The sequence below is a fragment of the Luteimonas abyssi genome (assembly GCF_001482195.1).
Classification (GTDB): Bacteria; Pseudomonadota; Gammaproteobacteria; order Xanthomonadales; family Xanthomonadaceae; genus Luteimonas; species Luteimonas abyssi.
Genome location: NZ_KQ759763.1, coordinates 1,818,633 through 1,842,285, shown reverse-complemented (window position 1 = coordinate 1,842,285; position 23,653 = coordinate 1,818,633). Strand labels below are relative to the sequence as shown.

The window sequence follows — 23,653 nt, the reverse complement described above, 5'->3', positions numbered from 1 at the left end:
TGCCTCGTATCGGGAGGTGATCGTCCGCCGCCGCCTGCGCGACGGGCCGGACCGGAAACGCGAAAGGCCCCGCCGGGGCGGAGCCTTCCGTGTCGAACGCAATGCGCTCAGTTGGCCTTGTGGATCGCCCGCTTGTCCACCGCCATCGCCGCGTCGTGCACGACTTCCGACAGCGAGGGGTGGGCGTGGCAGATGCGCGCCAGGTCGTCGGCCGAGCCGCTGAACTCCATCGTCAGCACGCCTTCGTGCACCAGTTCGGAGACGTTGGCGCCGACCAGGTGCATGCCCAGCACGCGGTCGGTCTCGGCGTGCGCGAGCACCTTGACGAAACCGGCCGGCTCGATCATCGCCACCGCGCGGCCGTTGGCCGCGAACGGGAAGCTGCCGGCCTTGTACGGGATGCCCTCGTCCTTGAGCTGCTGCTCGGTCTTGCCGACCCAGGCTAGCTCCGGCTCGGTGTAGATGACCCACGGAATGGTGTCGAAGTTGACGTGGCCCGGCAGGCCGGCGATCAGCTCGGCCACGGCGATGCCTTCCTCGAAGCCCTTGTGCGCCAGCATCGGCCCGCGGACGCAGTCGCCCACGGCCCAGACGCCGTCGACGCCGGTGTGGCAGTGGTCGTCGACCTCGATCTGGCCGCGGTCGGTCAGCTTCACACCCGTGCCGTCGGCCAGCAGGCCCTTGCTCGCGGCCTTGCGGCCCACGGCGACCAGCAGCTTGTCGACGGTGAGCGTCTGCTCGCCGTCCTTGTCGCTGTAGCTGACCAGCACTTCCTTCTTCTTGCCCTTGCCCTTGACCTCGGTCGCGCTGACCTTGGCACCGAGCTTGATGTCCAGGCCCTGCTTCTTGAACTCCTTCAGCGCGACCTTGCCGACCTCGGCATCGGCCGCGGCGAGGAAGTCCGGCAGCGCCTCGAGGATGGTCACCTCGGCGCCCAGGCGCTTCCACACGCTGCCCAGCTCCAGGCCGATCACGCCGGCGCCGATGACGGCCAGGCGCTTGGGCACCTCGGTGAAGTCCAGCCCGCCGACGTTGTCGACGATGGTCTCGCCGTCGAACTTCGCGAACGGCAGTTCGATGGAGTCCGAGCCCGCGGCGATGATGACGTTGGTGCCGGTCAGCTCGATCTCGCTGTCGTCGTGCTGCTTGATCTTGACCACGCGATCCGGGTGCAGGGTGGCGAAGCCGTAGTACGGGGTGACCTTGTTCGCCTTGAACAGCATCGCGATGCCGCCGGTGAACTGCTTCACGATCTTGTCCTTGCGACCCACCATCGCCTCGACGTCGATCTTCGCGTCCTTGAAGCTGATGCCGTGGTCGCCGAACAGGTGGCCCATGTTCCAGTACTGGCGCGAGGAGTCCAGCAGCGCCTTGGACGGGATGCAGCCCACGCGCAGGCAGGTGCCGCCCAGGGCCGGCTTGCCGTCCTTGCCCAGCGCGGCGTCCACGCAGGCGACCTTCATGCCCAGTTGGGCCGCACGGATGGCGGCGTGGTAGCCGGCGGGGCCGGCACCGATGACGACGACGTCGAATTGTTCAGCCATGGGGAAATTCCTTAGCTTGATCCCTTCTCCCGCATGGGAGAGAAGGTGCCCCGAAGGGACGGATGAGGGCGACGGCGAGGGGACGGCCCGTCACCCCGGCCCCCTCCCGCGGGCGGGAGAGGGAAACAGGCGGATCAGAGGCCCAGCAGCATGCGGTGCGGATTCTCGAGCTGGTTCTTGATGTCGACCAGGAACAGCACCGCGTCGCGGCCGTCGATGATGCGGTGATCGTAGGACAGCGCCAGATACATCATCGGCGCGGCGACGACCTGGCCGTTCTCGACGATCGCGCGCTCCTTGATGGCGTGCATGCCCAGGATCGCCGACTGCGGCGGGTTGACGATCGGCGTCGACATCAGCGAGCCGAAGGTGCCGCCGTTGGTGATGGTGAAGGTGCCACCCTGCAGGTCGTCGAGGCCGAGCTTGCCGTCGCGCGCCTTCTTGGCGAAATCGGCGATGCCCTGCTCGACTTCGGCAAAGCCCATGCGCTCGACGTTGCGCAGCACCGGGGTGACCAGGCCGCGATCGGTGGAGATCGCCACCGAGATGTCGGCGTAGCCGTGATAGATGATGTCGTCCTTGTCGACCGAGGCATTGACCACCGGATACTTGGCCAGCGCGTTGGCGGCGGCCTTGGCGAAGAAGCTCATGAAGCCGAGCTTGATGCCGTGGTCCTTCTGGAACTGCTCACCCAGCTCCTTGCGCAGCGCCATCACCTTGCCCAGGTTGACCTCGTTGAACGAGGTCAGCATGGCGATGGATTCCTTCGACTGCATCAGGCGCGCGGCGATGGTCTTGCGGATGCGGGTCATCGGGACGCGCTCCTCCGGACGCGCGCCGCCCGACACGCCGGCGGTCTTGCCCGACGCGTAGTTGATCAGGTCTTCCTTGGTCACCGCGCCGCGACGGCCGGTGCCTTCGACCTGCGACGGATCGATGCCCTGGCTCTGCGCGGTGAAACGCGCGCCGGGCGGCAGGTCGCCGGTCTTGTCGTTGCCCGAAGACTGCGGCTTGGTCGAGGCCGGAGCCTTGTCGTCGGCCTTCTTCGCGTCGCTCTTGGGCTGAACTTCCTCGGCGCCGGCGGCGGGGGCTTCCTTGTCCTTGCTTCCGGACTCGGCGGCAGGCGCGGATTCCGCGGTGGCGCCCTCCTCGATGATCGCCAGCAGCTGCTGGCTGGTGACGGTATCGCCCTCGGAGAACTTGATCTCCTTGATCACGCCGTCGACGGTGGAGGGTACCTCCAGCACGACCTTGTCGGTCTCAAGGTCGACGATGTTCTCGTCGCGCTTGACCGCGTCGCCGGCCTTCTTGTGCCAGGTCGCGATGGTGGCGTCGGAGACGGATTCGGGCAGGACGGGGACCTTGATTTCAGTGGCCATGCGGGCTTCCTGGCGGTTGAGCGTGGAGAGGGGAGGGCCGGCGCGCGGGGCGCCGGCGGGGGGACACGATGGCAGCGGCCTCGGATGTCCTCATGCGGTTATTCGACGACGACCTGGCCCTTGAGCGGGTTGACCAGCGCGTCGGCGATGAGCTGCTTCTGCTCTTCGACGTGATCGTTGAAGTGACCGACCGCCGGGCTCGGCGAACGTGCGCGGCCGGCGTAGTGCAGCTTCTGCCCGTCGGCCAGGCAGGCGTCGAGATGGTGTTTGATCTGGTACCAGGCGCCCTGGTTCTGCGGTTCTTCCTGACACCACACCAGATCGGTCGCCTTCTTGTAGCGGGCCAGTTCGGCGGTGAGCAGTTCGCGCGGGAACGGATACAGCTGCTCCACCCGGACCAGCGCGACGTCGTCGATCGATTCCTTGCGCTGCTCTTCCAGCAGGTCGTAGTAGACCTTGCCCGAGCAGGCGACCACGCGCTTGACAGTCTTCGCGTCGGCCTCGGCGTCGGGAATCAGATGCTGGAACTCGCCACGGGAAAGCTCTTCCAGGCTGGATACCGCCAGCTTGTGGCGCAACAGCGATTTCGGCGTCATCACCACAAGCGGCTTGCGCGTCTTCATGCACAGCTGACGGCGGATCATGTGGAACGCCTGCGCCGGCGTGGTCGGCACGCAGACCAGCATGTTTTCCAGCGCGCACAACTGCAGGAAGCGCTCGAGGCGCGCCGAGCTGTGCTCGGGCCCCTGGCCTTCGTAGCCGTGCGGCAGGAACAGGGCCAGACCCGACAGGCGCTGCCACTTGGCTTCGCCCGAAGACAGGAACTGGTCGATGACGACCTGGGCGCCGTTGGCGAAGTCGCCGAACTGCGCTTCCCAGATGCCCAGCGTGCCGGGCTCGGAGGTGGAGTAGCCGTACTCGAACGCCATCACCGCTTCCTCGCTGAGCAGCGAGTCGATGATGGTGGCGTCTTCGGGGTTCTTCACCAGCTGCTGCAACGGGATGTAGTTCTCGCCGGACTTCTGGTCGTGCAGCACCGCGTGACGGTGGAAGAAGGTGCCGCGGCCCGAATCCTGGCCGACCAGGCGCAGGCGGTGGCCTTCGGCGAGCAGGGTGGCGTAGGCGAGATTCTCGGCGAAGCCCCAGTCGCCCGGCTGTTCGCCGGTGGCCATCTTGCGGCGGTCGTCGTAGATCTTGGCCACGCGCGCATGCAGATCCAGCGACTCGGGCAGGGTGGTGATCTTGCCGGCGAGCTCGGCGAGCGTCTCGGGCGCGACGCGCGTGTCGACCGGATCGGACACGCGGCCGGACAGGTACGGGCCCCAGTCGATGGTGAGGTCGTAATCGTCCGGCTCGGCATCGGCGAGGTCGATGGTGACTTCACCGGCGTCGAGCTTGTTGCGGTAGCTGTCGACGATGTCCTTGACCGCAGCGTCGTCGAGCACGCCGTCGGCGACCAGCTGCGTGGCGTACAGATCGCGGGTGGTCTTGCGCTTGCGGATGGTCTGGTACATCAGCGGCTGGGTGGCCGCCGGCTCGTCGGCCTCGTTGTGGCCGTGGCGGCGGTAGCACACCAGGTCGATCACGACATCCTTGTGGAAGGCCTGGCGGAAGTCGTAGGCCAGTTCCATGCAGAACGCCACCGCTTCCGGGTCGTCGCCGTTCACGTGCAACACCGGCGCACCGACCATCTTGGCCACATCGGTGGCGTAGAGGGTGGAGCGGGCATCCTGGAGGTCGCTGGTGGTGAAACCGACCTGGTTGTTGATGACCACGTGCAGGGTGCCACCGACCGCGAAGCCGCGGGCCTGCGACATCTGCAACAGTTCCATCACCACGCCCTGGCCGGCGAAGGCGGCATCGCCGTGCAGGAGCACCGGCAACACGACCTTGCGCTCGCGGTCGCCGCGGCGATGCTGGCGCGAGCGCACGCTGCCGACCACCACCGGATCCACGATCTCCAGGTGCGACGGGTTGAACGCCAGTGCCACATGGACGGCGCCGCCCGGGGTCTGCACGTCGGCGGAGAAGCCCATGTGGTACTTCACGTCGCCGGTGTGGGCCCGGTCTTCCGGCACATGGTCGAACTTGCCTTCGAACTCGTCGAACAGCTTGCGCGGGTTCTTGCCCAGGGTGTTGACCAGCACGTTGAGGCGGCCACGATGGGCCATGCCCAGCACCACGTCCTTGACGCCTTCGCTGCCGGCGCGCTGGATCAGCGTGTCGAGCAGCGGGATCAGCGCATCGCCGCCTTCCAGCGAGAAGCGCTTCTGGCCGACGTATTTGGTGTGGAGGTAGCGCTCCAGGCCCTCGGCGGCGGACAGCCGCTCCAGGATCCGGCGCTTCTGCTCGGGCGTGCGGTCGAAACGGCCACCGGCCTGCTCGAGCCTGCGGTAGAGCCACTGCCGCTGCTCCGCCTCGGGCATGTGCATGAACTCGGCGCCGATGGTCGCGCTGTAGGTCGCCTTGAGGTGGGCGAGCAGGTCGCGCAGCTTCATGCGCTCGTTGCCGGCCACGCCACCGGTGCTGAACTCGCTGTCGAGGTCGCGCTCGGACAGGGAGTGGAACTCCAGCCCCAGATCGGGCGGGTTCATCGGCGGGCTGAGCTCGAGCGGATCGAGCTTGGCGCCGAGGTGGCCACGGGTGCGGTAGGCGGTGATCAGGCGACCGACGTTGCGCTCGCGCTCGTCGCCGCCGCCCGTGCCACCGACCTGGCCGCGCAGGGCCTGGCGACCGGCCTCGGCCACCGACGCCATGATCGCGGAGTGGGGCACGTCGCCGCTCTCACGCCCCTTGAGGTCGTCGAACCAGCGTTTCCAGCGCGCATCGACGCTGTCCGGATCGACGAGATATTGCTCGTAGAGATCCTCGATGAAGGCGGCGTTGGCGCCGAGCTGCGATGTCTGGGCGAACTGCTTGAGGAGACTGTCCACGTCTGGCTTTCGAATACCGAAGGGAGAGGGCTGGCGATGCCCCGGACGTGGATGGTGCCGCCGCCCGGGTCATGAATGCGGCAAAGATCGTGATTATAGCCGTACGCGACCGTCCGACGCGACTCGATCCGGTCGTGGACACGGGGTCCGGAAGACGCCATTCACACTGCTGCGGTGCGCGCTCCGGGCATGGCGGCCCGTCCGCGGAGCCGGTCGTCGCACGGCGCGACGGCTCACAGCCCGAGCGCGCGCAGCTCGGTGCAGGGGCGGGCGCGTTCCCATACCGGGCGGATCTGTTCGAGCAACTGGCGGCTGCGACCGCCGCCATCGAGCTCGGCCTCGCCGTCGAAGCGGTGCCCGAGCGGCCTGAAGTAGTACCCCCCGGTGTCGTTGACGAGGAAGGCCGACGGACAGGACCGGTCGACCGGATCCTCGGGGCTGCGAAAGGCGAACACGCTGGGCAGGCGCTGGGCCAGGGCGAGCAGGGGCGCATGGGCGCGTTGTGCCGCCTCCGGATCCTGCACCAGGATCCGGATCGCGACGTCGCCGCGACGGGTGGCCAGCCGTCGCAGCGCGGCGAGCACGTCGGGTGCGTCGAACAGCCCCGGATCCAGATCGCGGCTGTACAGCCACAGGCCGCGCCGGGCATGACGCGCCACGGCCGTCGCGATGGCGACGCCCGCGGCCTGGGTGTCGATCGCCTGTGCGCCGTCGAGGACCCGGCGCATGGCCTGATGGACGATCCCGGCCTCCTCGAACCGCTCCCCCTCCGGCAGGAAACCGTGGCGCGCGTACAGGCCGGAGGCGTCGATCTGGGCATGCAGCAGGAGATCCGGAAGACGCCGGGCGCGTGCCTCGTGCAGCAAGACCTCCATCAGCGCATCGGCCACGCCGCGCCCGCGCCAGGCCGGCAGCACGGCCATGCGGCCGATGCGCCGGTCGCGGGTCAGGCGCGCGGTGCCGATCGGCGCGCCATCGGCGTCACGGGCGAGGACGTGCAGATGGCGCGCGTCGTCGACGTCGTGCTCCAACGCTTCCGGCACGCCCTGTTCCTCGATGAAGACGCGCCGCCGCACCGCCTGCACCGGATCCCGATCGCGTGTCCAGTCGGCGATGGCGACGCGGAACGGCGGTGCGGGCGTCTCTTTCGGCATTACGGCAGGCCGTCGTCGTCGGTCCCGATATCCATGCCGTCGATGTCGTCGCCGCCGAGCAGCCGGTAGTGCCCGGCGTCGAGCAGCACGACAAGGGCATCGCGGCCGGCCTGCGAGAGTGCGGCGTAGAGCGTCGCATCGACATGGGCGGCACGAGCCAGGCGCTGGGCATCGCGGATCGGCAGGGTCAGGTCGTGCCCGGCCACGTACAGGCGGGCACCACGCTGCGCGCGCCGCCATGCCATGCGGCTCCACGGGTGACGATACAGGCCGGCACCGGCATCCAGCGCCGATGCGATCTCGTCGGGCGTATGTGGCTGGCCGTCGGACACGGCTTCGCCGCTGGCGCGATACAGGGTGATGAAGCGGCCGAACCAATCGCCCAGGCGGTCCGGATCGTGCATGCGCAACGCGTTCAGAGCCTCGACGACACGGCTCATGGCGTCCGCGTCGATTTCCCAGGGGTCCTTGGGCGGCGCGATACCGGCGTCGCGATAACGCACGTCGTCGCTGGCGCCGGCCAGGATGTCGTCGAGCCAGTCGCCGATGAGTTCAGCCGAAGAGGGCGCACGCATGCCGACCGAGAACGTAAGGCAGGGGTCCTCGGCGACGCCGTGGTGCGGCACGCCGGGCGGTAGATACAGCATGTCGCCGGGCTCGAGCACCCATTCGTGGGTCGGCGTGAAGCTGCGCAGAAGCCTGATCTCGGCATCGTCGCGGAAGTCGGTGGGCGGGTTCGGCCGTGCGTCGATCTGCCAGCGCCGCCGGCCGTGCGCCTGCAGCAGGAACACGTCGTACTGGTCGACGTGCGCACCGACCGAGCCGCCGGTGGCGGCGAAGCTCACCATGATGTCGTCCAGTCGCCAGCGTGGCAGGAAGTCGAACGCGTCGAGCAGCGCGCCGACATCGGCGTCCCACTTGTCCACGTCCTGCACCAGCAGGGTCCAGTCGTGGTCGGGCATGCCGGGAAAGGCATCCTCGGGGAACGGACCGTTGCGCAGCGTCCAGCGATCCTTGGCGCGGTCGTGCTCGATGATGCGCGCCAGCACGCCATCCTCGCAGGCCAGGCCGGCGAGGTCCTCGGGCGCGATGGGCGACACGAAGTCCGGGAACGCATTACGGATCAGCAAGGGCCTGCGCTGCCAGTAATCGCGCAGGAAACGGGCCGGCGGCATGCCGAGCGGTGCGGCGCGGCGGCCGTCGATTTCGATGGGGAGATCGGACATGCGCGATAGCGTACGCGAACCGTGCCGGGCTTGAGACTGGTCTTGCCGAGGCGGGCCGGGAATCCGGCGTCAGTCGCGGCCCGGCGCCGGGCTTTCCGGGGCGACGGGTGCAGCGTCGGCGATCGCATCGTACCCGCGGCCGACGAACTGCAGCAGACACCAGCCGTGGCCCCAGGGATCGGCGATCTGGACGATCCGTCCCCAAATCTGGTCACGGACACCGCCCTCGCGACGAAAGCCGACCGCCTCGGCACGCGCCAGGGCGGCGTCGACATCGTCGACCACCATATCCAGATGCATCGGCATCCAGTGCCGCTCGTAGCGGCGTGCCGCATCGTCGACCGCCACGCTGCCCGACGGTTTGTGCAGCAGATAGAACGGGACAGGGCCACCGAGCATCTCGGTCACCTCGCCGCCGAACCGGCGCGCCGGGTGCAACCCGAAGGCGGCCGCGTACGCGGTTTCAGCCGCGCCGAGATCGGGCACATCGAGATTGATCAGCAGGCGCATACGGAGGCTCCCGGGTGCTGGAAGAGCGCCGGCGCGGTCAGGCGCCAGCGAAGCTGAGGCCCAGCGCGAACCAGGCGCTCATGACCGACAGTGCGAATGCGCTGATCAGCAACCAGGACATCGCGAGCCAGGGATGCCGCAGCCAGCAGGCCAGGGCCAGGAACACCGGCAGGCAGGTGAGGACGTAGCGGCCCATACTGACCAAGGTGCCGGTGGACCAGGGTGCCAGCACGGTGAAGAAGGTCAGCAGGGCCAGGCCGCGCTGACCCGTTCGCCACAGCCAGACGGCGGCAGCGAGCGCGAGCAGCAGGGCGCTGTTGTTGATCCAGCGCAGGTTCCACGGGTCGGCGATCAACAGCGGATCGGCCACCCAGCGACGAAAGTGCTTGGTCAGGCTGCCCCCGTCGCGACCCCAGGCCGACTGGATATCGGCGAACGCCAGTGGGTTGCCGGTCTTGAGCCAGAGCCAGCCCATGAACAGCAGCAAGCCCGTACCGGCCAGTGCGGCGAACAGCCAGATCCGCGGCGACGGCAGGCGCCTGCCGTCACGGCCCTCCCACCACAGCAGGGCGGCCATCAGCGCGCCGGTCGGTCGGGTGGCCGACAGCAGCGCGCCCCAGGCCGAGGCACGGCCCCATTGCCGGCGTGCGATCGCGAGCAGTGCACTGGCCGACAGCAGCAGGAACAGGGACTCGGTCCACGGCAACGAGAAGAAGTACGCGGTCGGAAACAGGGCGACGCAGAACACCGCGCGGTCCGCAGAGGCACGATCGCGGACCAGTTGGACCCAGCGGTGCAGTTGGAACAATCCCGCCAGCAACAGCAGGTGCGCCAGCAGGATGCCACCCAGGGCCGGGGCGACCCCCAGGTGCACCAGGCTGCCCCAGAGCATCGGGTGCAGCGGAAAGAACGCCCAGTTGGCTTGCTGTGAGGCGTCGAATGGGCGCGCTTCGTAACCGGACTGGATGATGCTGAGATACCAGGACGCGTCGTTCGCCAGCGTCCGTTGCTCGAGCGATGCCCGCGACGCAGCGTCGAACAGGCGCAGTGTCTCGTGACCGTCGTTGCCGCTCCACTGCTGGGCCACCGCCACCGCCAGGCCCGCACTGAGCAGAACCAGCAGGCGTGATACGGCGAACGCGAGCAGCGCGGCCTTGAGCGCTGCCCGCCAGTCGATGCCGCGGCCGTGTTCGTGACGTTCCGGAAGGCGTGAGGCCGTTGCCGTCGAGGTATCGTCCGACACGCGGATCAGACCTCGCGCGCCAGCCGTTCGGCCAGCCCGGTATAGCGGCCCGGCGTCAGATCGCGCAGCGACTGCTTGGCGTCCTCGGGCAGGTCGAGGGACTCCACGAAGGCGCGCATGGAATCGGCGGTGATGCCCTGGCCGCGGGTCAGCGCCTTGAGTTGCTCGTAGGGATTGGGCAGGCCGTGGCGGCGCATCACCGTCTGCACGGCCTCGGCCAGGACCTCCCAGGCGGCGTCGAGGTCGGCATCCAGACGCTGCGGGTTGACCTCCAGCTTGCCGAGGCCCTTGCTCAGCGAGTCCAGCGCCACCTGGGTGTGGCCGAACGCGGTGCCCAGTGCGCGCAGCACGGTGGAATCGGTGAGGTCGCGCTGCCAGCGGCTGATCGGCAGTTTGGCGCCGAAGTGTTCGAACAGGGCGTTGGCGACACCGAAGTTGCCTTCGGCGTTCTCGAAGTCGATCGGGTTGACCTTGTGCGGCATGGTCGAGGACCCGACTTCGCCTTCCTTGAGGCGCTGCTTGAAGTAGCCCAGCGAAATGTAGCCCCAGATGTCGCGCGACAGGTCGATCAGCACCGTGTTGGCGCGGCGCGCGGCGTCGCCGATCTCGGCGATGTTGTCGTGAGGCTCGATCTGGGTGGTGTACGGATTGAAGACCAGCCCCAGGCCGGTGACGAAACGCTCGGCGAAGGTCGGCCAGTCCACATCGGGGTAGCTCGCGACGTGGGCGTTGTAGTTGCCCACCGCGCCGTTGATCTTGCCGGTCAGTTCGACCGCCGCGATCTGCGTGCGCTGGCGCTCCAGGCGGGCGACGACATTGGCGATCTCCTTGCCCAACGTGGTGGGCGAGGCGGTCTGTCCGTGCGTGCGCGACAGCATCGGCTGTGCGGCCTGGGCGTGGGCGAGCGACCGCAGGCGTGCGGCGAGATCGTCCAGCGCCGGCAGCAGCACCTCGCTGCGGGCCAGTTCGAGCATCACCCCGTAGCTGAGGTTGTTGATGTCCTCGCTGGTGCAGGCGAAATGGACGAATTCCAGCGCCGGCGCCAGTTCGGCGTCGTCGGCGAGCTGTTCCTTGATGAAGTACTCGACCGCCTTGACGTCGTGGTTGGTGATCCGCTCGATGTCCTTGACCCGCGCGGCGTGGTCGACGGAGAAGTCGCGCGCGAGTGCCCGCAGGCGATCGCGCGCGGCGTCGGAGAACGCCGCCAGTTCGCCGATGCCGGGCTCGGCGGCGAGCGCCAGCAGCCATTCCACCTCGACCTTCACCCGCGCCCGGATCAGACCGTACTCGGAAAAAATCGGCCGCAATGCGTCGACCTTGGTGGCGTAGCGGCCGTCGAGCGGAGACAGGGCGAGCAGGGCGGCAGCGGTCATGGCGGTGTGATCGACGGGGCGGGCCGCGCATTTTAGGCGCTCCGGGTGCAGCCTGCAGGCCGCGATGCCGAACGGCGCTGCGGAACCCTCGCGCGATCGTGACCGGGCGCGTACCGGGGCTCGCGTATGCTCGCCGGAGCCGCCGCCAACCTCCCATGACACCGCATCAGACATTCTCCAGGAGACCGCAATGGCCGAGTTCCGCATCGAACACGACAGCATGGGCGAACTGCAGGTGCCTGCCGACGCCCTGTGGGGCGCGCAGACCCAGCGCGCCGTGGACAATTTCCCGATCTCCGGCCGCCCGATGCCGGCCGGTTTCATCCAGGCGCTGGGCCTGATCAAGGCCGCTGCGGCCGAAGCCAACCAGGATCTCGGCCTGCTGCCCAAGCGCCCGGCGGCCGCGATCCGCAAAGCGGCACTCGCCGTGGCCGAGGGCGACTACGACGCACATTTCCCCGTCGACATCTATCAGACCGGCTCGGGCACGTCGTCCAACATGAACGCCAACGAGGTCATCGCCCGGCTGGCGTCCGGCGGTGCGCAGACCGTACACCCCAACGATCACGTCAATCTGGGCCAGAGTTCGAACGATGTGGTGCCGACCGCGATCCGGGTCGGCGCGGTGCTGGCGGTGGAAGACGAGCTGCTGCCGGCGCTCAAGCACCTGGGACGTACGATCGATCGCCGTGGCCGGCGCCTGCGCAAGGTGGTCAAGACCGGCCGTACGCATCTGATGGACGCGATGCCGCTGAGCTTCGCGCAGGAGTTCGGCGCGTGGTCGGCGCAGCTGACCTCCGCGCGCGGCCGTCTCCAGGATGCGCTCAAGCGCCTGCGTCGGCTGCCCATCGGCGGCACCGCCATCGGCACCGGCATCAACGCCGATGCCAAGTTCGGACCGCGCGTTGCGCGGGCGCTGAGCAAGCAGACCGGGGTGAAGTTCGACAGCGCCGCCGACAAGTTCGAGGGCATCGCCGCCCAGGACGATGCGGTGGAGCTGTCGGGTCAGCTGAGTGCGACCGCGGTGGCGCTGATGAAGATCGCCAACGATCTGCGCTGGATGAATTCGGGTCCGCTGGGCGGTCTGGGCGAAGTGGAACTGCCGGCGCTGCAGCCCGGCAGCTCGATCATGCCGGGCAAGGTCAATCCGGTGATTCCCGAAGCGACCTGCATGGCCTGCGCGCAGGTGATGGGCCACCACACCGCGATCACCGTGGCCGGGCAGAGCGGCAATTTCCAACTCAATGTGATGCTGCCGCTGATCGCGGCGAACCTGCTGGAGTCGATCCAACTGCTGTCCAACGTCTCCTGGCTGCTGGCCGACAGTGCCATCGCGGGCCTCACCGTCCGCGGCGACAACGTCGCTTCCGCACTGGACCGCAATCCGATCCTGGTCACCGCGCTCAATCCCGTGATCGGCTACGAGAAAGGCGCGGCGATCGCCAAGCGCGCCTACAAGGAAGGTCGCCCGGTACTGGATGTCGCGCTGGAAGACAGCGGATTGGACGAGAAGACCCTGCGCGGGCTGCTCGATCCGGTCGCGCTGACCCGGGGTGGGATCCACGGCACTTCCGGAGGCTGATGTTGATGTCTCCGGTCGGCCGCCCCGCGGCGGGACCGGAGGCATTCGCAAGTGCGTCGTCGCCCGCTCGTCCGTACGGGCGACGCGTGGCGTCTCAGACGGCGTGGACGGATGCCGGAGCGGTGCGCGCCGCGGCGGACGCGTCGGAGGCGCCGTCGCTGTCGCTGTCGCTGCCGCGGCGGCATTCGTCGATGTCCGCGGCGGTCATTTGTGCATAGGGTTCGAATGCGGGCAGGGCCTCGGCCAGCGCCTGCTGGGATTCGAGCAGGGCCGGCATGCGGTCGCAGATGCGCTTCGCATCGATCTCCAACCGATCGCTCTCGGCGCGCAGGCGCGCCTCGAGGTCGCCGGTCTGTCCGCCGAGGATTGCGCCCAGTGCCTCGCGGGCGGCGCCCAACCCGAGCTGCGCGCCCTGGATGCCGATTTCCATGCCGGCATCGGCGACCGCGACGATGTTGGCGCGGTGCGCGAGCAGCAGCCGACGCTGTCCGGCGTCGACCGATTGCGTTCGTCCGTCGATGATGAAGTCGCCCTCCGGACTGATCTCGGCCCTTGGCAGGTCGCCGTGCTGGGTGCGCGAACCCTGCAAGATCACGGCGCTGCCGGACGATCCGCCGCCGCCGACACTGATGTTTCCGCTGGCGATCTTTTCCCGGGCCCGTTCGATCGCCTGCCGCGTGGTCCGCTCGACGAGCCCCACCTGGGCATCCGGCGCAGCGGCGGTGGGCGCCCCGGGGGCGTCGGATGTGGGCGGTGGCTCGTCACGAGCGCAGGCGGACAGGGCGAAGGCGGCGGTCAGCATCAGGACGACGCTGGCGGCGCCCCGGGCGCGCATGGAAGAAGGCTGTCGGGATATGGTCATGGTGTTCTCCAAGGCGTCAGCGCCGGCGCGGGAGGTCGATCGTGCCGCCGATGCCGCGGTGGTCGATATCGCCGCTGCCCTTGGCTCGGACGGTGAGGTCGCCGCGCACATCGCGGACATCGAGGTCGCCGGAGCCGATCGAACCCACGACGACGTTGCCGGCGATATCGGCCAGGTCGATGTCGCCCGAGCCGAGGCTTCCGATCTCGACGTCACCGCCGGCACCGCTCAGCTCGAGGTCGCCGGATCCCACACTGCCGACGTCCACGTTGCCGCCGATCCGGCTGGCCTCGACGTCGCCCGAGCCGATCGACAGCAGGTTCAGGGCGCCGATGTCGTGCAGCTTGATGTCGCCGGATCCGACCTTGGCCGTCACCAGGCCACGCACCTCGCGCAGCTCGGCGTCACCGGAACCGACGTCGATGCTGGCGGCCGAAGCACCGGTCAACCGGGCGTCGCCGGAGCCGACCTTCAGCTGGATCAGCAGGTCATCGGGTACGCGGCCTTCCAGGCTGAGGTAGGCGTAGCGCGAACCGAGACTGATCCCGCGCCGGTCCTCGCGGGCGAGGGTGACATGAAGCACATCGCCGCGGCGCTCCTGGGCGACGCTCAGGCGCTCCACATCGCTCTGGCTGGAGGCGCAGGCGCGACCCTCGATGCGGTGATCGCCGCCGCTGGCGCCCTGCAGGCGCAAGGTGTGGGGACCGATGTCGAACAGGATCCGCGAGACGCCGGCGGTATCGAGCGTCAGGGCCTGCGGCTGGCTATGCGCGCACGGCTGCTGGGCCAGGACGGGCGCCGACAGCGGCAGGGCGCAGGCGAATGCGAGGGCGACGAGGCGTTTCATGGCGTGTGCTCCTTGGGTTCGGTACGAACCGTCGCGGCGCGATCCGTCCGCGACGGTCCGGGGCAGCGGGTCAGCCTTCCTCGCGCCAGCGACGCAGGCGGACCGAGATCGCGATCATCGCGGCGCCCGCCAGCATGCCGATCCACATCTTCGGCGAGGCGAACGTGGAGTACAGCGTCGGCAGCGACGTCAGGTGGCGCATGCCCTCGGATGACTCGGCCAGGGCACCGAGGTTGATCGCGTCCATCCAGCCGGCGGGTACCACGCTCAACAGCATCCGGGCGACGACGTTCTGCCAGAACCAGCCGGTGGTCTGGCCGAAGTACTCCATCACGCTGAACGCGCTCACGCATACGCCCAGCAGCACGGGGATCAGCAACGCCCAGAGGAACGGCTTGCTGCGCGCCCAGGCCGAGCACATCAGCAACCAGCCCACGGTCGGCAGGGCCCAGGCGGCATAGACCGGAATCGCCGCGATGAAGAACAGCGTGAGCCGGAACGGCGTGCCGCTGGCCCAGAGCAGCTGCCACGCGCTGCCGCCGTGGGACATCACCAGCACGCTGACCACGACCAGGTGCGCGAACATGGTCACCAGTGCGGCGGCGGTCGCCAGCAGCGGGGCCACCAGCAGGGCACTGGCGACCTTCGACAGCACGGTGTCGCGATCGGAGACCGGCAGCGACTTCCAGAACAGCAGGCTGCGGTCCTTGCGGTCGTCGTAGAGCGCGCCCAGGCAGTAGAAGAACACCACGAAGGCCATCACGATGAACGGCCAGCTCGACGACATCACCAGGCTGAGGTCGATCGCGTCGGCCAGTTGCTGCAGATCGCTCGCGCTCATGCGGCTGGTGAGCAGGGCCAGGTCGAGACCGTTGACCACCATGCCGTCGATCTGCAGCTCGCCTTCGGCGGCCGCGCGGCGGGCGACGACCACGGCGATGATCGAGAACACGATGGTCAGCAGCAGCGAGATGCCGCCAGCGATCACCGGCGCCCACAGGAAGCCGCCGCGATGCTCCCAGTATTCGCGGCGCAACAACATGCCGAACGGATGCCTCCGGCGCAGGGCCGGCGTGTTGCGGGGTTGGCTCTGCGCGTTCATGCGTAGGCTCCTTTCATCTGGGCCACGAACAGGTCGGCCAGGCCCGGCGTGCGGGTCTCGCCGTAGCCGGCCAGACCGGCCGGCGACATGCCGTCGAACAGCATCACCGTTTTGCCGAACGGCAGGGCGCGTTCGCCGATGGGCCCCAATGCGCGCGCGGCCTCGACCTGGTCGGCGCTGACCAGGACCTCGACGAAGCGCGCACCGACCTCGTCCATCGATGCCTGCAGCACGATGCGGCCGTCGCGGATGAACATCACGTCGGTGAGGATGTGCTCGATCTCCTCGACCTGATGGGTAGTCACGATGATCGTCTTCTGCTCGTCGAAATAGTCCTCCAGCAGCCGCTGGTAGAACTCCTTGCGGTAGATGATGTCCAGGCCGAGGGTGGGCTCGTCGAGGATCAGCACGCGCGCATCGATGGCCATCACCAAGGCCAGGTGCAACTGCACGATCATGCCCTTGGACAGCTCGCGCACGCGGGCATTGGGCTTGAGCTGGGTGTTGGCGAGGAAGCGTTCGCAGCGGGCGCGGTCGAAGCGTGGGTGCACGCCCTCGACGTAGTCGATCGCCTCGCGGACCCGGATCCAGCGCGGCAGGATGGCGACATCGGCGATGAAGCAGACATCGTTCATCAGGCGGTCGCGTTCGCGGCGCGGGTCGAGGCCGAGCACCTTCAGTTCGCCCTCGACGTCGATCAGGCCGAGAATGGCCTTGAGCGCGGTGGTCTTGCCGGCGCCGTTGGGGCCGATCAGGCCGACGATGCGACCGGGCTCGATCGAGAACGTGGTGTCGTCGAGCGCCACCGAGTTCTTGTAGCCCTTGCGCAGGCCGCGGGCCTCGATGACGTGGGGCAGGGACTCGATGTTCATGCGTCACCTCCGTTGCGGGCCGGCTTCATCAGCTCGTCGAGCGACAGCCCGAGGCGCTGGATGCGTTCGAGGACCAGCGGCCATTCCTCGCGCAGGAAGCGCTCGCGTTCGTTGGACAGCAGTTTCTTGGATGCTTCTTCGGTGACGAACATGCCCAGTCCTCTGCGTTTTTCGACCAGCGCCTCGTCGGCCAGTTCCTGGTAGGCGCGCGACACGGTGATCGGATTGAGCTGGTACTCGGCCGCGACCTGGCGCACCGAGGGCAGTGCGTCGCCGGGCTTGAGTACGCCGTCGAGCATCATCGCGATCACCCGTTCCTTCAGCTGTCTGTAGATGGGAGCGCCGTCGTTCCATTGGATGTCGGCCATGGCTCAGCTCCTGGTGCCGCGCAGGCCCTGCGCGAATGAAAAGTAGGGCATGGCGATGGCCTTGCGCTTGGCGCGGGCGCGCCCGCGGGCCTCCGCGATGTCGACGATGCCACCTTCGCCGGCCATCGCGCGCCCGCCGGTGTCCGCGGCTGCATCCATGGCGGCGTCCGCCATCGCCGGTCCGGCGGAGGCGAGCGCGTCGAGATCGTCGGATCGATCCGGGGTCGTCGTGACGCCCGCGGGCACCACCGCGGACACCGTCGAAGGCACGGGCGGGTCGATGGGCTGGGCCAGTTCGGCCAGCTCCGCCACGGAAAGAGGCCTCGGCGGCCCGCCGACGATCGCCAGGCCGAGCAGCGCGACGAACGCGGCCACCGCGGCGGACGACAAAGCCAGTATCGTGTTGGGGCGTCTACGGTCCATGGCGAATCTCCTGCCCTGGTTGATCGGTGTTGTATGTGACTATAACACCACCACGCCGGAGTGCAAGCGCCGATGGCGAAAAACCGGTGTCGATGGCATCAATCAGGGCGGGGTATCGAGATGAACATTTATAGATCAATCGTTTGCGTATCTTTATTGATGTCGATTGGAGTTTCAGCGATGGCGGCCGACAGTGTCCTCAACCACGAATACCGTCCACTGGCGGGTCGCGAACCCGTCGATCTCCAGGCGCAGTACGGCGGCCAGGTCCTGTTGGTGGTCAATACCGCGAGCAAGTGCGGCCTCACGCCGCAGTTCGAGGCGCTCGAAGCGCTGCACACGAAGTACGCCGACCGCGGGTTCGCGGTGCTGGGGTTCCCGTCGGGCGATTTCCGCGAACAGGAATTCGAGGACGAAGCGCAGATCCGCGAATTCTGCACGCTGACCTACGGCGTGCGTTTTCCGATGTTCGAGCGGGTGCATGTGGTCGGACCGGAGACGACCGGTCTGTTCCGGGAACTCGCGGCAGGCAGCGACGGCGCCGTGCCGCAATGGAACTTCCACAAGTATCTGGTCGGCCGGGACGGCCGGGTGCTGGCGAACTGGGGCAGCAAGACGGTGCCCGACGAACCGGCGATCGTCTCGGCGATCGAGCAGGCGCTGCAGGCGCCCGTCCCCGGTCGCTGAGCGGCCCCGCCCGGACGGTCGCATGGTGTCTGTGTGCGGTCTTTCGGGCGCCCCTGCGGTGGGGCGCGTGAACGCCGGCCGCGGCCCACGATTGCCCGCGGGCTGAGGTGACCGCCACAATACGCGGCTACGCGCCGCAGGACCGGCGCCTCAACCCGGAGCGTTCCCGATGAACAAAGCGATGCGCGGCGCGGCCGTGCTGTGTCTGGTCGTGGCCTGTGCGGTCGCCGTCCCCGTAGGGGCGCAGGTGCAGAGCCTGGAGAGCGAGCAGGCACGGATCAGCTACATGGTCGGCATGGACGTCGGTCAATCGATCGAGCCGGTCGGCGAGGATGTGGACTACGCGGCGTTGGAGCGCGCGATCCGCAACGCCTTCGACGGCGGCGAGCCGCTGCTGTCCGAACAGGAGACCGCGGGGACCGCGCAGGCGCTGATGCAGCGCGTGGCGTTGCGCGGTGGCCAGACGCCGCCCGGTATGCCGCCGGGTGCGCCGCCGCCGGAGGTCGATCGCGCCAAGGTGGGGTTGATGGTCGGTGCGGACATCGGCCGGTCGCTGCAGCCGATCAAGGACGAACTGGACCTGGCGGTAGTGCTCCAGGGCCTGCGGACCCGGATCGAAGGTGGCCAATTGCTGCTCGACGCGACCCAGGCCGATGCGTTGCGCCAGACCTTCTCCGATCGCGTGCAGCAGCGCATGCAGGCCGAAGCCGCGCAGGCCGGCGAGCGCAACCGGACCGAGGGCGAAGCGTTCCTGGCCCGCAATCGCGAGGAAGCGGGCGTACAGACGACGCCATCCGGGCTGCAGTATCGCGTGATACGGCAAGGATCGGGCCGCCGGCCGGTGCCGTCGGACCGCGTGCGCGTCCACTACCAGGGGGCGCTGCTCGACGGTTCCGTGTTCGACAGCTCGTACGAGCGCGCACGTCCGGCCGAGTTCGGCCTCAACCAGGTGATTCCGGGCTGGACCGAGGGCGTCGCCCTGATGCCGATCGGCAGCAAGTTCCGTTTCTGGATTCCGTCCGGCCTGGGTTACGGCACCCGCGGCACCGAAGGGATACCGCCGAACTCCACGCTGGTGTTCGATGTCGAACTGCTCGACGTCCTCTGATCGCGCCGTCCTTCCGGCCGGACACCGTCGTGTCCGGCCGTCGATCCACGTTTCCCCCAGGAGTGTCCCCATGAACAATTCCCGCAGCGGCCTGACCCTGTCCGCCCTGGCGCTGTCCACCGCGCTGATCCTCTCGGCCTGCTCGAAGGTCGACGACGATGCCGCACCGGCCGCAGCCGCTGGTGACGAGGCGCCGGCGGTGCAGGTGGACGGCCTCGACAGCAATCGCGAGCAGGTCGGTTACGTCATCGGGCTGGATCTCGGCAACTCGATCAAGCCGGTCCAGGAGGAAGTCGATCTCGACGCGATGCTGCAGGGCATCCGCGACACCCTCGACGAGCGCGAGCCGAAGCTCAACGAAGAGCAGGTGATGCAGGTGATGCAGGGCCTGGCCACGCGCATGCAGGCGCGACAGGCCGCCGACGCCCAGGCGCGCATCGAGGAGGCCGAGACCTTCCTGGCCGAGAATGCCGGCAAGGACGGCGTGGAAGTCACCGAGTCGGGCCTGCAGTACGAAGTACTGACCGCCGGCGAAGGCACCGCGCCGACCGCGAACGACCGTGTACGCGTGCACTACGAGGGGCGCCTGCTCGACGGCACCGTGTTCGACAGCTCGATCGAGCGTGGCGAGCCGGTGGAGTTCGCGCTGGCCGAGATCATCCCGGGCTGGCAGGAAGGTCTCCAGCTGATGCAGCCGGGCGCCAAGTACCGCCTGTGGATTCCGGCCGCGCAGGCCTACGGCGAGCAGGGCGCAGGCCCGATTCCGCCCAACGCCGCGCTGCAGTTCGAAGTCGAGCTGCTCGAGGTCCTGCCGGCAGGCGAATGACGGTGACCGGGCGTGCGCGCGACGGCGTCGGGCCGCCCGCGCATGCCCGGCGTTCCGGCCTCGTGCCGCCGCGCACCGCCCAACCGGCGGGCGTACCATGGGCCGGTCCGGCGGCGACCGGCGGATGCGGATGAAGATGACGCAGGATCTCGAACAGCGGGTCGTGGAGCTGGAAACGCGTGTCGCTTTCCAGGACCAGACCCTGACCGAACTCAGCGATGCCCTGGCGGCATTGCGCAAGGAGGCTGCGCAGAGCAGGGAACTGCTGCGGCGCAGCCTCGACGAACTCAAACAGGCGCGCGGCGCGTTCTACGCCGATCCGGCGGAAGAGCCGCCCCCGCCGCACTATTAATGGACGCGACGCCATGAGCGATACCCTCCGCGACCAGTTGCTCGGCCTGGGCTTCAAGCCGGTCCCGAAGCCGGCGCCCAAGCCCGCGGCCCGGCCGCCGCACAAGGCCAAGGGCCGGCCCGAGCGCGAGCGCCCGCAGGGCCGCAAGGCGGATGGACGACCCGAAGGCGCCCAGCGCAAGTCCGGCGATGCGCGCGGCCGTGGCGGCAACAAGCCGCGCAGCCGCGAGGACATCGATCTGGCCAAGGCCTACGCGATCCGCGCGCAGAGGGAAAAGGACGAGCGCATCGAGGCCGAGCGCGTCAAGCAGGAGGAGGCGCGCCTGCGCCGCGAGGCGCGCGCGAAGCTCGCCGCCCTCGTGCAGGGCAAGGCGCTCAACCGCGAGGAGGCGGACATCGCCCGCCACTTCGAGTACGGCGGCAAGATCAAGCGGATCTATGTCACGAGCGAGCAGTTGCAGGCGCTCAATGCCGGTGAGTTGGGCGTGCTGCAGAACAACGGCCGCTATCTGTTGGTGGCCGCGGCGGTGCTGGCGGAGGCGGAAGCGGTGTTCGCACCCGCGGTGGCGCTGAAGGTGGACCCCGACGCGCCGGCCGAGGCCGATCCCTATGCGGACCCCAAGTACCAGGTGCCCGACGACCTCGTCTGGTGATCCGGTCGGGGGCGCCAGGGTGAGCGGAACGCAGCCCCCGGGCCGGCCGATGCGCGATCGCCTGGTGTTCTCGCACGCCAACGGATTCCCGGTGGCGACGTATCGGCGTCTGCTCTCGACACTGGCCGGACGGTTCGAAGTGTCCGGCGTCGAGCGCTTCGGTCACGGGCCCGATTACCCGGTCGCGCGTGGCTGGCACGGACTGGCGCGACAACTGGTCGACCACATCGAGGCGCTGCCGGTGGACGGTCGCACGTGGCTGGTCGGGCACTCCCTCGGCGGTTACCTGAGCGTGCTGGCGGCCGCGCGGGTGCCGACACGGGTAGCCGGCGTGGTTCTGCTGGATTCGCCGTTGATCGGCCGCTGGACCGAGCGCGTGCTCAAGATCGGGCGCCGTACCGGGCTGGACCGGCACCTGATGCCGCTGCGACAGACATTGCAGCGGCGGACGCACTGGACGGATGTCGAGGCCGTGACCGCGCACTTCGCGGCCAAGCCGGGCTTCGCGCGCTGGCATCCCGAGGTCCTGCGCGACTACGCGACCCATGGCACTGGACCGGACCCCGCGGGCGGACGGCGGCTCTGGTTCGACCGCGATATCGAACATCGCATCTACGGCACGCTGCCGACCGGCAGCGTGCGCACCGCGGCAATGGGCTTGCCGATGCCGGTCGCGTTCATCGGTGGCCTCCGGTCTCGCGAGGTGGCGCAGATCGGTCTGCGCACGACACGACAGGTGGTCGGCGCGCGCGTGCAATGGGTCGAGGGCGGGCATCTGTACCCGATGGAACGTCCCGACGAAACCGCCACCCGGATCCTGGCCGCCATCGACGAGTGCGAGGCGGCGGCAGGACATCGGGCGGCATAGTGCGTCAGTCGATCTCGAACGCGGTCACCGGGCCGCCGACTTCCTGGCCTGCCTGCCAGACCGCCTGGATGCGCCGGGTATTGCGGATGTCGGTCAGCGGATCGGCGTCGAGCACCACGAAATCGGCACGGCGCCCGGCCGCGATGACGCCGCGATCGTCCAGGCCAAGCAGCTCGGCGGCGTCGCGGGTGGCGACGGTCAGGGCCTGTTGCGCGCTGAAGCCGGCCTGGGTCATGAGCTCGAGTTCGCGATGCTCGGCGAAGCCGATCACCCGGTGCGGCAGTGCGCCGGAATCGGTACCGAAGCCGATGCGCACCCCGGCCTCGTGCAGGGTGCGCAGATTGCGCAGGTTCATTTCGACCGCCGCCTTCGCCGCCGGAATGTTGTCGCCCGAGCGCTGGCGCTCCTGCCACGCAGGATCGGCGAACTGCGTGCGCAGTGCCTCGGGCAGCGCGGCACGCAGCGCGGGCTCTTCGTCGAGCAGGCCAGGATTCTCGGCGTAGAGGTAGTTGGCCTCGTCGATCTGCACGGTCGGGATGTACCAGGTGCCGTTGCGCCGCATCGCGTCGATCAGGGCGTCGTCCACAGGTGCGTCGCGCACGCCATGGGCGATGACGTCGACGCCGCTGACGACCAGGTCGGTGGCCGGGGCGAGGTCGTGGATGTGCGCGGCCACCTTCAGGTCGCGGGCGTGGGCTTCCTCGATCGCGGCGCGGTAGACCTCCGGTTGCATCTGCGGTGCGTTGCCGCCGAGATCGTCGACCCACAGTTTGACGATGTCGATGCCGCGCTCGGCCTGCTCGCGGACCGCGGCACGGGCGCCGTCGGCGTCGGTCGGACGTGCGATCAGGTCCGCGGTCAGGCCCATGTTGGCGGCGGGCGGCGCGCCGCCGGGAACGCCCACGCCCGGACCGGCGCCGAGCAGATAGGCGCCGAGCGCAGGATCGCCGTTGACCTCGGCGCGGATGTCGTAGAACGCCTCGCCGTTGATGCCCAACGAGGTGACGGTGGTGACGCCGAAGGCCTGGAAGCGGCGCAAGTCGCGTACGACGTTGTCGCGGGTGTAGAAGCGGTCGCCGTGCTCGGTGCCGTCGGTGTTGCCGAGATGGGAGTGATCGCTCACCAGGCCCGGGATCAGCCAGTGGCCGTCGTAGTCGATCCGACGCACGTCGTCCGGCGCGTCGAGAGTGTCGCCGATGGCTTCGATCCGGCCGTCGCGGACCAGCACCGACACCACACCCAGATCCTTGGTGCCGTCGAACACGCGTGCGCCTTCGAACAGGAGCGCGGACGCGTCGGCATCCGGAGCCGCGTTGCTGGCCGGCGGCACCCGATCGCCGGACGTGGCGGGCGCGCGCTCGCCACATCCGGACAGCAAGGCGATGGCGACCAGGGCGAGCGGTGCGAGGGCGGGGTGGACGCGGGGAAGGGGCATGCAGCTTGATCCTGTCGGGCGGGTGCGCCGGTCAGGGTAGCGGCCTTGGGGTGCGTGGGGTGTGAGATGGGGAAGTTGACGGCAGGGGCGGACGGGGGGCTTTGGATCGTGCGGCAGGCGAAGTGCCCTCACCCCAACCCCTCTCCCGCCTGCGGGAGAGGGGCGATAGCGCCCGGCCTGTCGTGGCGTTTCGCCTTCTCCCGCAGGCGGGAGAAGGTGCCCCGCAGGGGCGGATGAGGGGCTTTGGATCGTGCGGCAGGCGGAATGCCCCACCCCAACCCCTTTCCCGCTGGCGGGAGAGGGGCGA

At 68.8% G+C, this 23,653-nt stretch carries 22 protein-coding genes; 7 read left to right on the top strand and 15 right to left on the bottom strand.

Translation table 11 applies throughout. From position 1 onward, the window contains the following. Window positions 1-107: 107 nt before the first annotated feature. The 8 genes from lpdA to purB form a co-directional block, all read right to left on the bottom strand. A complete protein-coding gene (gene lpdA / locus RG19_RS07675; RefSeq protein ID WP_058834767.1) occupies window positions 108-1,544 on the bottom strand; it encodes a dihydrolipoyl dehydrogenase in 1,437 nt (478 codons plus the stop codon). 134 nt (window positions 1,545-1,678) lie between these two features. Beyond that, window positions 1,679-2,923 carry a dihydrolipoyllysine-residue succinyltransferase gene (sucB, locus tag RG19_RS07670; protein ID WP_058834766.1) on the bottom strand — a complete coding sequence of 415 codons (1,245 nt, stop codon included), beginning with the start codon at window positions 2,921-2,923 and terminating at the stop codon, window positions 1,679-1,681. Between the two features lie 98 nt (window positions 2,924-3,021). Continuing rightward, complete coding sequence (locus tag RG19_RS07665) at window positions 3,022-5,856, bottom strand: 2-oxoglutarate dehydrogenase E1 component (protein WP_058834765.1); 2,835 nt, start codon at window positions 5,854-5,856, stop codon at window positions 3,022-3,024. 233 nt (window positions 5,857-6,089) lie between these two features. Further along, window positions 6,090-7,010: a GNAT family N-acetyltransferase gene (locus RG19_RS07660; protein WP_082672548.1), complete on the bottom strand. Its 921-nt coding sequence runs from the start codon at window positions 7,008-7,010 to the stop codon at window positions 6,090-6,092. Then, window positions 7,010-8,236 carry a ribosomal protein uL16 3-hydroxylase gene (locus RG19_RS07655; protein WP_058834764.1) on the bottom strand — a complete coding sequence of 409 codons (1,227 nt, stop codon included), beginning with the start codon at window positions 8,234-8,236 and terminating at the stop codon, window positions 7,010-7,012. The genes RG19_RS07660 and RG19_RS07655 overlap by 1 nt, the downstream gene beginning before the upstream one ends. Window positions 8,237-8,305: 69 nt before the next feature. Beyond that, window positions 8,306-8,746 (bottom strand): VOC family protein, encoded by a 441-nt coding sequence (locus tag RG19_RS07650; protein WP_058834763.1) that lies wholly within the window; start codon window positions 8,744-8,746, stop codon window positions 8,306-8,308. Between the two features lie 37 nt (window positions 8,747-8,783). After that, window positions 8,784-9,989, bottom strand: a complete 1,206-nt coding sequence (locus RG19_RS07645; protein ID WP_058834762.1) for a hypothetical protein — start codon at window positions 9,987-9,989, stop codon at window positions 8,784-8,786. A 5-nt stretch (window positions 9,990-9,994) separates the two neighbouring features. Beyond that, window positions 9,995-11,362, bottom strand: a complete 1,368-nt coding sequence (gene purB, locus RG19_RS07640; protein ID WP_058834761.1) for an adenylosuccinate lyase — start codon at window positions 11,360-11,362, stop codon at window positions 9,995-9,997. A 190-nt stretch (window positions 11,363-11,552) separates the two neighbouring features. Here purB and RG19_RS07635 point away from each other — a divergent pair, with 190 nt between their 5' ends. Further along, window positions 11,553-12,944 (top strand): class II fumarate hydratase, encoded by a 1,392-nt coding sequence (locus tag RG19_RS07635; protein WP_058834760.1) that lies wholly within the window; start codon window positions 11,553-11,555, stop codon window positions 12,942-12,944. A gap of 94 nt (window positions 12,945-13,038) precedes the next feature. Here the strand turns inward: RG19_RS07635 and RG19_RS07630 are convergent, their stop codons facing one another. From RG19_RS07630 to RG19_RS07605, 6 genes are all read right to left on the bottom strand, one after another. Next, window positions 13,039-13,806 carry a hypothetical protein gene (locus RG19_RS07630; protein WP_157515198.1) on the bottom strand — a complete coding sequence of 256 codons (768 nt, stop codon included), beginning with the start codon at window positions 13,804-13,806 and terminating at the stop codon, window positions 13,039-13,041. A gap of 16 nt (window positions 13,807-13,822) precedes the next feature. Next, on the bottom strand, window positions 13,823-14,653 hold the full coding sequence (locus RG19_RS07625) for a GIN domain-containing protein (protein ID WP_058834758.1): 831 nt from the start codon (window positions 14,651-14,653) through the stop codon (window positions 13,823-13,825). Window positions 14,654-14,723: 70 nt separating this feature from the next. Further along, entirely contained in the window at window positions 14,724-15,755 is a 1,032-nt protein-coding gene (locus RG19_RS07620) for an ABC-2 transporter permease (protein WP_058834757.1), read from the bottom strand. Beyond that, window positions 15,752-16,627, bottom strand: a complete 876-nt coding sequence (locus RG19_RS07615) for an ABC transporter ATP-binding protein (RefSeq protein WP_058834756.1) — start codon at window positions 16,625-16,627, stop codon at window positions 15,752-15,754. The genes RG19_RS07620 and RG19_RS07615 overlap by 4 nt, the downstream gene beginning before the upstream one ends. Then, window positions 16,624-16,995 carry a GntR family transcriptional regulator gene (locus RG19_RS07610; RefSeq protein WP_058834755.1) on the bottom strand — a complete coding sequence of 124 codons (372 nt, stop codon included), beginning with the start codon at window positions 16,993-16,995 and terminating at the stop codon, window positions 16,624-16,626. The genes RG19_RS07615 and RG19_RS07610 overlap by 4 nt, the downstream gene beginning before the upstream one ends. 3 nt (window positions 16,996-16,998) lie before the next feature. Beyond that, complete coding sequence (locus RG19_RS07605) at window positions 16,999-17,370, bottom strand: hypothetical protein (RefSeq protein WP_157515197.1); 372 nt, start codon at window positions 17,368-17,370, stop codon at window positions 16,999-17,001. A gap of 168 nt (window positions 17,371-17,538) precedes the next feature. On the opposite strand from RG19_RS07605, the gene RG19_RS07600 reads away from it, so the two are divergent. From RG19_RS07600 to RG19_RS07575, 6 genes are all read left to right on the top strand, one after another. After that, on the top strand, window positions 17,539-18,105 hold the full coding sequence (locus RG19_RS07600) for a glutathione peroxidase (protein WP_058834753.1): 567 nt from the start codon (window positions 17,539-17,541) through the stop codon (window positions 18,103-18,105). A 169-nt stretch (window positions 18,106-18,274) separates the two neighbouring features. Next, window positions 18,275-19,213, top strand: coding sequence for a BamJ family beta-barrel-assembly machinery protein (gene bamJ, locus RG19_RS07595; RefSeq protein WP_058834752.1), 939 nt, complete (start codon window positions 18,275-18,277; stop codon window positions 19,211-19,213). Between the two features lie 70 nt (window positions 19,214-19,283). Next, window positions 19,284-20,039, top strand: a complete 756-nt coding sequence (locus tag RG19_RS18365; RefSeq protein ID WP_058834751.1) for an FKBP-type peptidyl-prolyl cis-trans isomerase — start codon at window positions 19,284-19,286, stop codon at window positions 20,037-20,039. Between the two features lie 130 nt (window positions 20,040-20,169). Beyond that, window positions 20,170-20,391, top strand: coding sequence for a SlyX family protein (locus RG19_RS07585; protein WP_058836480.1), 222 nt, complete (start codon window positions 20,170-20,172; stop codon window positions 20,389-20,391). A 13-nt stretch (window positions 20,392-20,404) separates the two neighbouring features. After that, window positions 20,405-21,043, top strand: coding sequence for a DUF2058 domain-containing protein (locus tag RG19_RS07580; RefSeq protein ID WP_058834750.1), 639 nt, complete (start codon window positions 20,405-20,407; stop codon window positions 21,041-21,043). Window positions 21,044-21,092: 49 nt separating this feature from the next. Beyond that, on the top strand, window positions 21,093-21,911 hold the full coding sequence (locus RG19_RS07575) for an alpha/beta fold hydrolase (protein ID WP_058836479.1): 819 nt from the start codon (window positions 21,093-21,095) through the stop codon (window positions 21,909-21,911). A 4-nt stretch (window positions 21,912-21,915) separates the two neighbouring features. Here RG19_RS07575 and RG19_RS07570 read toward each other — a convergent pair whose 3' ends face one another. Next, entirely contained in the window at window positions 21,916-23,346 is a 1,431-nt protein-coding gene (locus tag RG19_RS07570; RefSeq protein ID WP_082672547.1) for an amidohydrolase family protein, read from the bottom strand. Between the last annotated feature and the right edge of the window lie 307 nt (window positions 23,347-23,653).